General features: G+C 46.2%; 6 protein-coding genes. 2 read left to right on the top strand and 4 right to left on the bottom strand.

From position 1 onward, the window contains the following. From B3182_RS06450 to B3182_RS06440, 3 genes are all read right to left on the bottom strand, one after another. Nucleotides 1-1,490, bottom strand: a 1,490-nt coding sequence (locus B3182_RS06450) for a valine--tRNA ligase (RefSeq protein ID WP_292752042.1), incomplete at its 3' end; no start/stop codon positions are given. Between the two features lie 87 nt (nucleotides 1,491-1,577). Next, on the bottom strand, nucleotides 1,578-2,012 hold the full coding sequence (locus B3182_RS06445) for a DNA polymerase III subunit chi (protein WP_292357590.1): 435 nt from the start codon (nucleotides 2,010-2,012) through the stop codon (nucleotides 1,578-1,580). 10 nt (nucleotides 2,013-2,022) lie between these two features. Next, nucleotides 2,023-3,510 carry a leucyl aminopeptidase gene (locus tag B3182_RS06440; protein WP_292357589.1) on the bottom strand — a complete coding sequence of 496 codons (1,488 nt, stop codon included), beginning with the start codon at nucleotides 3,508-3,510 and terminating at the stop codon, nucleotides 2,023-2,025. Between the two features lie 86 nt (nucleotides 3,511-3,596). Between B3182_RS06440 and lptF the strand changes: the two genes are divergently transcribed. Together lptF and lptG are read left to right on the top strand one after the other, a co-directional pair. Next, nucleotides 3,597-4,727 carry an LPS export ABC transporter permease LptF gene (lptF, locus tag B3182_RS06435; protein WP_292357588.1) on the top strand — a complete coding sequence of 377 codons (1,131 nt, stop codon included), beginning with the start codon at nucleotides 3,597-3,599 and terminating at the stop codon, nucleotides 4,725-4,727. Continuing rightward, nucleotides 4,724-5,785: an LPS export ABC transporter permease LptG gene (lptG, locus tag B3182_RS06430; RefSeq protein WP_292357587.1), complete on the top strand. Its 1,062-nt coding sequence runs from the start codon at nucleotides 4,724-4,726 to the stop codon at nucleotides 5,783-5,785. The genes lptF and lptG overlap by 4 nt, the downstream gene beginning before the upstream one ends. On the opposite strand, the gene B3182_RS06425 is transcribed toward lptG, so the two are convergent. Then, nucleotides 5,782-6,360 carry a hypothetical protein gene (locus tag B3182_RS06425; RefSeq protein WP_292741912.1) on the bottom strand — a complete coding sequence of 193 codons (579 nt, stop codon included), beginning with the start codon at nucleotides 6,358-6,360 and terminating at the stop codon, nucleotides 5,782-5,784. The genes lptG and B3182_RS06425 overlap by 4 nt on opposite strands. Nucleotides 6,361-6,541: the final 181 nt, after the last annotated feature.

Here is a 6,541-nt window from a genome sequence, read left to right as displayed (position 1 = left end):
CCCATCATCATCATCCGGGCAACCCAGAAAAAGATAATGTCAAAACCGGTGACCAAGACACTGGTCGGGTACCAGGTTTTCAATGCCGCATCATCAGCCGGCCAACCCAGGGTGGAAAAGGGCCATAAGGCAGAAGAGAACCAGGTATCTAAAACGTCTTCATCCTGTCTCAGCGCAACAGAGTCCGCTAATTGGTGTTTTTGGCGCACATCGGCTTCATCGTGACCGACATAAATATTGCCTTGTTCGTCGTACCAGGCAGGGATGCGGTGTCCCCACCAGATTTGCCGGGAAATACACCAGTCCTGAATGCCATCCATCCAGTTATAAAAGGTCTTATCCCAGTTGGCCGGGACAAATTTGATTTTGCCTGACTGCACCGCTTCAACTGCTGGAGCTGCAAGCACATCGGCTTTGACATACCACTGATCGGTCAATAATGGTTCAATAACGGCATTGGAACGGTCACCACGTGGCACCATCAGTTTGTGGTCCTGAATGGTTTCCAGTAAGCCTAAAGCCTCGAAATCAGCAACAATTTGTTTGCGGGCTGCATAGCGATCCAGTCCACGATATTTTTCCGGCGCATTGTCATTAATGGCGGCATCAATGGTCAGAATATTGATTTGTTCGAGGTTATGACGGTTACCGACTTCGGCATCATTGAAATCATGGGCTGGGGTGATTTTGACGCAGCCACTACCAAATTCCGGATCAACATAATCATCACCGATAATTGGAATTTCACGGCCAACTAATGGCAGGGTGATGGTTTTGCCGATCAGGTGTTTATAGCGTTCATCTTCGGGATGTACTGCCACGGCCGTATCACCGAGCATGGTTTCAGGACGGGTAGTGGCGACTACAAGATGACCGCTGCCATCGGTTAAAGGATAACGGAAATGCCATAAATGGCCGGCTTCTTCTTCTGATAATACTTCCAGATCAGATACGGCGGTATGTAATACCGGATCCCAGTTCACCAGTCGTTTGCCGCGATAGATCAGGCCTTCTTCGTGTAGTTTGATAAACACATGTTTCACGGCTTCCGACAAGTTGTCATCCATGGTGAAACGATCACGAGACCAGTCCAGAGAAGAACCAAGACGGCGTAACTGACGGGTAATATTGCCACCGGATTCGCCTTTCCAATCCCAGACCCGATCAATAAATGCATCACGGCCTAAATCATGGCGGGTTTTGCCTTCGGCATTTAACTGTCGTTCGACCACCATCTGTGTGGCGATACCGGCATGATCAGTACCCGGTTGCCACAACGTGTTATCCCCTTTCATGCGGTGATAACGGGTCAGCAAATCCATTATGGTGTTATTAAACCCATGACCCATATGCAAACTGCCGGTGACATTTGGCGGCGGCAACATAATGGAGTAGGGCGTGCCTTCACCAGAAGGTTTGAATTCGCCGTTTTGTTCCCACTGTTGATACCAGCGTTGTTCTATTGCATCGGGATTATAGGTTTTGTCCATGCGTCTCTGCGTTTATCTGTTCGGAAAAAGAAAAGCGGGCATTATACCCGCTTAATGTGTGCCCGGTCATGAGTGAGCCGGATTGTCTTAATTGTTTATTTGATGCGTATCCAGATGATAGCCACGATCCTTGTAAAACTGATAGCGAACGCGTCCTTGTTTTTTGATCTCTTCATCGCCATTAATAATTTCTGCCAGCCGTTCAAACTGGCTAAAAAAAAGTGGCTGAGCCGGGTTTAAATTGATTAATACATCCATTAATTTGGGTGGGGCAGTGTTTTCATGGCTGATTAATACCGGTGCTTCGATTTTGTTATCCGTTGCAAAAATCTGGTGCGGTACAAAACTGTCTGGGCGAAAAGCCCATAAAGCCTTATCCATCGCTTCACTCTGATTCTGATCTTCAGTATTAATAAACACCTGATGACCCTGAAGATAAGCCTTTTCCGCCAGCCGACAGGCAAATTGCTGTCGGTCAAGCGGATCGGTTGTAGCTAAAATATAAAAACTGACTTTAGTCATGAACGAACTATCAGCCTTCCAGGCGGTTGAGAATATATTGCATCAATAATGGCACTGGACGGCCAGTTGCGCCTTTTTCCTTACCGCCATTCCAGGCGGTACCGGCAATATCCAGATGTGCCCATTTGAATTTCTCAGTGAAACGGGACAGGAAACAGGCCGCTGTTACACTGCCAGCTTCTTTACCGCCGACATTGGCGATATCGGCAAAATTACTGTCCAGTTGTTTCTGATAGTCATCCCATAACGGTAATTGCCATGTCCGATCGAAACTATCATTGCCAGCTTTAAGCAGGTCATCGGCCAGATCCTGGTTGTTTGCCATTAAACCCGTTGCATTGCTGCCTAACGCTACAATAATCGCACCGGTTAAGGTGGCAATGTCGATAACGGTGTCGGGATCAAAACGTTCGCTGTAGGTCAGGGCATCACACAGCAGTAAACGACCTTCAGCATCAGTATTCAGAATCTCAATGGTTTGACCGGACATGCTTGTTACCACATCACCGGGCTTGTTGGCATCGCCATCGGGCAGGTTTTCTGAGCTTGGAATCACACCGATAACATTAATGGGTAGCTGTAGTTCGGCAACGGCTTGTATGGTACCCAGTACGCTGGCGGAACCACACATGTCGTATTTCATTTCATCCATACCCTGAGAAGGTTTGAGCGAAATACCACCGGCATCAAAGGTCAGGCCTTTGCCAACCAAAACAATAGGTTTACTGTCGCCACCACCACCGTAATTCAGGGTAATGAGTTTTGCTGGTTCACGGCTGCCGCGTGAAACCGACAGGAATGAACCCATACCCAATTCAGCGATATCACTTTCTTCAAGTACATCAACGACCAGGTTATCTAAATCCTGTCCTAATTTTATGGCTTGTTCTGCGAGGTAGGTTGGGGTGCAGATATTACCCGGCAGGTTACCGAGTTCACGTGCCAGATTCATGCCCCTGCCAATGGCTGCTCCAGTATCACAAGCTTTTTCAAGGGTATCAATATCTGCTTCGCTAGCCATAAAGCCCAGTCGGGTAAGCGGTTTTTCAACCGGCTTAAACTGACTTTTTGTCTGACTGTAGCGATATAAAGCGGTTTCAGTATTGATAATCGTCTGACGAATTTTCCAGGCAGTACTGCGTTCTTTGACAGGTGTTTCTGCTAAACAGCTGACCGCTTGTGTGGCAGCACTTTCGTTTAACCATTTGGCCATCGCAATACAGGCTGCATTAAAATCATTTTCACTGGTTTTTTCGAATTTTCCGCAACCAACCAACAATATTCTAGGGCTGGAAATGCCTTCAATATCCTGTAGCAGCATTGTTTGACCTGGTTTGCCACTGATATCGCCACGTTCGATTACGCGTTGAATCATTCCTTTACTTGCCGTGTTTAATGTAGCCGCTGCGGGACTTAGTTGGTTGCCTTCAAAAACGGCGACGGCAATACAGTCGATTGACTGTGTTGGCAAAACATCTTTGGTCACAAAATACTGCATGGATTTCTCCTGTTGATGTAGATGGTTTAGACTGCGCTTTTTATTGCAGTGAACTGACTGCCTATTCTAACGAAGACCACTGAATAATGCCCGCCCTAAGACGAATATTTGTTGAGCGTTTCAGCCTGATAGACCGATATATGCTGCGAGAGTTTTTAATTTCTCTGACAGCCGTCATCGGTGTGCTATGGCTGATTTACGTGGCGACGCGTTTTGCCCGCTATCTGGCTCAGGCGGCTGTGGGTAATTTACCGGCAGAAGTCATTTTCAATTTGCTCTGGCTGAATTCCTTTGGCGCATTATCCATTTTACTGCCGATTGGTACATTTTTAGCGGTATTGCTCAGTTTGTCACGTATGAGCTCTGATAACGAACTGACGGTGATCGCGGCCTGTGGAATTGATGGTAATCGTATATTACGCAATGTGGTTGTTTTCAGCGGTACAATGGCGATTATTACAGGCGTTCTGGCATTACTGATTGTTCCAGATGTCTTATCAGGTCGCTATGAAATCGAACAGAAAGCCAAGATTGCTGCCAATACTACAGGTTTGGTCGCGGGGAGTTTTAAGGAAAGCCAGAACGGCGACTGGACCTTTTATTCACAACAGCTCAGTGAAGATAAAACCCACATGGAAAACATCTTTATTGAGATTCATCGTGATGAAAAACCCTTAATTTTCAGAGCTGAGCGTGGACGTTTTGATATTGAATCTGAAACCGGTGATAAATACCTGGTATTGGAAGACGGCTATCGTTACGAGGGTAATGCCGGTGATTTGGATTTCCGCATTGCTGAATACGCAACGCATAGCATGTTGATTGAACGTGGCGAGTCGGTCCAGGTTCGCGAAAAACATAAATCTCTACCCACTGCGGTGTTATGGGAGCGTGGAGAACCTCAGGATCTGGCTGAAATTCAGTGGCGGGTTTCCAGTGCCGTCATGACGATCATTTTGAGTGTAATAGCCATCACCCTGGCGCACACTGGTCCAAGGCAGGGACGTTATGCCGGATTTTTCCCGGCGGTGTTGGTCTATGTGATTTACAGCAATTTATTAGGCGTGACCCGAGCGTGGGTAGAAAAGGGCGATCTGGCTCCGTGGATTGGGGCGATCTGGGTACATCTTTTGATGATTGGCATTATGCTGATGTTACAAAATCGCCTGAAACTCAAACGATTCTGGCAACAACGTAAGCGACCCAAAACAGCATGATTCTGCAACGCTATATCAGTAAAACCATATTAGGCAGTACCGCTTTGGTACTGGTGGTATTAATGTCGCTGTATACCTTTATGGATTTTATTACCGAGCTGGATGACCTGGGTAAAGGTGATTATCAATTACTGGATATACTGACTTATTTAGCACTGTCGATGCCGAAGCGAATCTATGAATTACTGCCTGTTGCTGCTTTGCTGGGGAGCGTGATTGGTCTGGGGACATTGGCGTCGCAAAGTGAATTGGTGGCAATGCGTTCGGCAGGCGTATCGGTAAAAGACATTAACAAAGCTGTTTTGATTGTCGCCGGTATTTTAATGATTATCGCTGTCGTTCTTGGTGAATTGATCAGGCCTATTACTGAACAAAAAGCCTTGCAGGTGCAAACCTCCGCACAAACCGGAACTGAAGGAAGTCAATCAGAATTTGGTTTCTGGACCCGCGATGGTAACCATTTCAACCATATCGAACGGATACATCGCGATGGTCGTTTTGAAGGGGTTAAGGTCTACGAATTCGATGATAAGCATCAATTGAGGATTGTTACTAAAGCCAGAGAGGCCCGTTACGATAATAATGAATGGCTGATGTTTGATGTGGTGCAAAGCACAATTGATGAAAATGGCGTGGAGGTCAGAGCGATAGAACGCGCTAAATGGCGTTCCAAGCTCAATCCTGGCATGTTGAATGTGGTCGTTGTCCCGCCAGAGTTTTTACCGGTATGGAGTCTGATTGAGTACGTTTCCTACCTTAAATCCAATCATCAGGCTGTTGGTCAATATCAATTGGCATTCTGGAGCAAAATCATGATGCCGCTGAGTTCAGCAGTAATGGTGTTTTTGGCTGTGCCGTTTATTTTTGGTCCATTACGTTCCGCACCGATAGGGGGACGTATTCTGGTAGGTGTTCTGGTTGGGATTGGTTTTCATTTATTTAACCAGAGCTTTCAGCATATGGGGCTGGTGTTTGGTGTTTTGCCCTGGCTTGCGGCATCACTGCCAACCATCATTTTTGCCGGCATAGGCATCTTTATGCTGCGAAAGGTGCGTTAGTTAAGGGAGACCCCACGAATCTCTTTATCAAGACCATGAGATTCAAGCAGTATCGCAATCTGCGCACTGTGATCTTTTACCATAGCATTAGCCGCTTTGTAGGCTTGTGGATCATTATCACGGAAAGACAGCATAAGATTGACAGAAACTTCCTTAAGCTCGGCAAAAATCGTGGTTAGTGCCTTTTCAGGCCGCTCAGCCAAAAACTTCTGGTTACTGGCCGCAACCAGCTGATTCTCAGCATCTAACAAACTAAAGCTCGGTGAAAAGCCTCGCAGATGCCAGACATTAAATCCTCTGGGATCGTTTCTTTGTTGGTAGAGATCAAAATACTTTTTTAGCAGTTCCACCTGATTGTAATAACGCTGACTCATCTGGCTGACATATTGAGGAAGATTATCTTCCGTAAGTGCTTCAAATTCCGAGGCAAAAGATGCCGCTTTTTTCTCATCCGCTTGTACTGAATGAATAGACACAAGCAAAGATAGCATTAATAATCCTAACAGCTGGCGGAGAGTGTTTCTGAACATAAAGGTTAGGAGATAGGACTTCACTGAAGGAACGTTTACAGTCATGATGCTCACCATTGAAAAACATGGGTTGATTATCAATGAGCGTAATGACTTAGTAAAGAGAATGCGTAATGACAGAAACAAAAAAGGCGGTGAGATTTCTCACCGCCTTTTTATTAACGCCCGATAACGCTTGTTATCGGTTGCCTTATATGGCGTCCCCAAGGGGATTCGAACCCCTGTT

Origin of the sequence: Methylophaga sp. UBA4204 (genome assembly GCF_002379485.1) — a bacterium.
Lineage (GTDB): Bacteria > Pseudomonadota > Gammaproteobacteria > Nitrosococcales > Methylophagaceae > Methylophaga.
The sequence above is the reverse complement of the archived record's forward strand: the minus strand, read 5'-3'. Positions and strand labels throughout refer to the sequence as shown.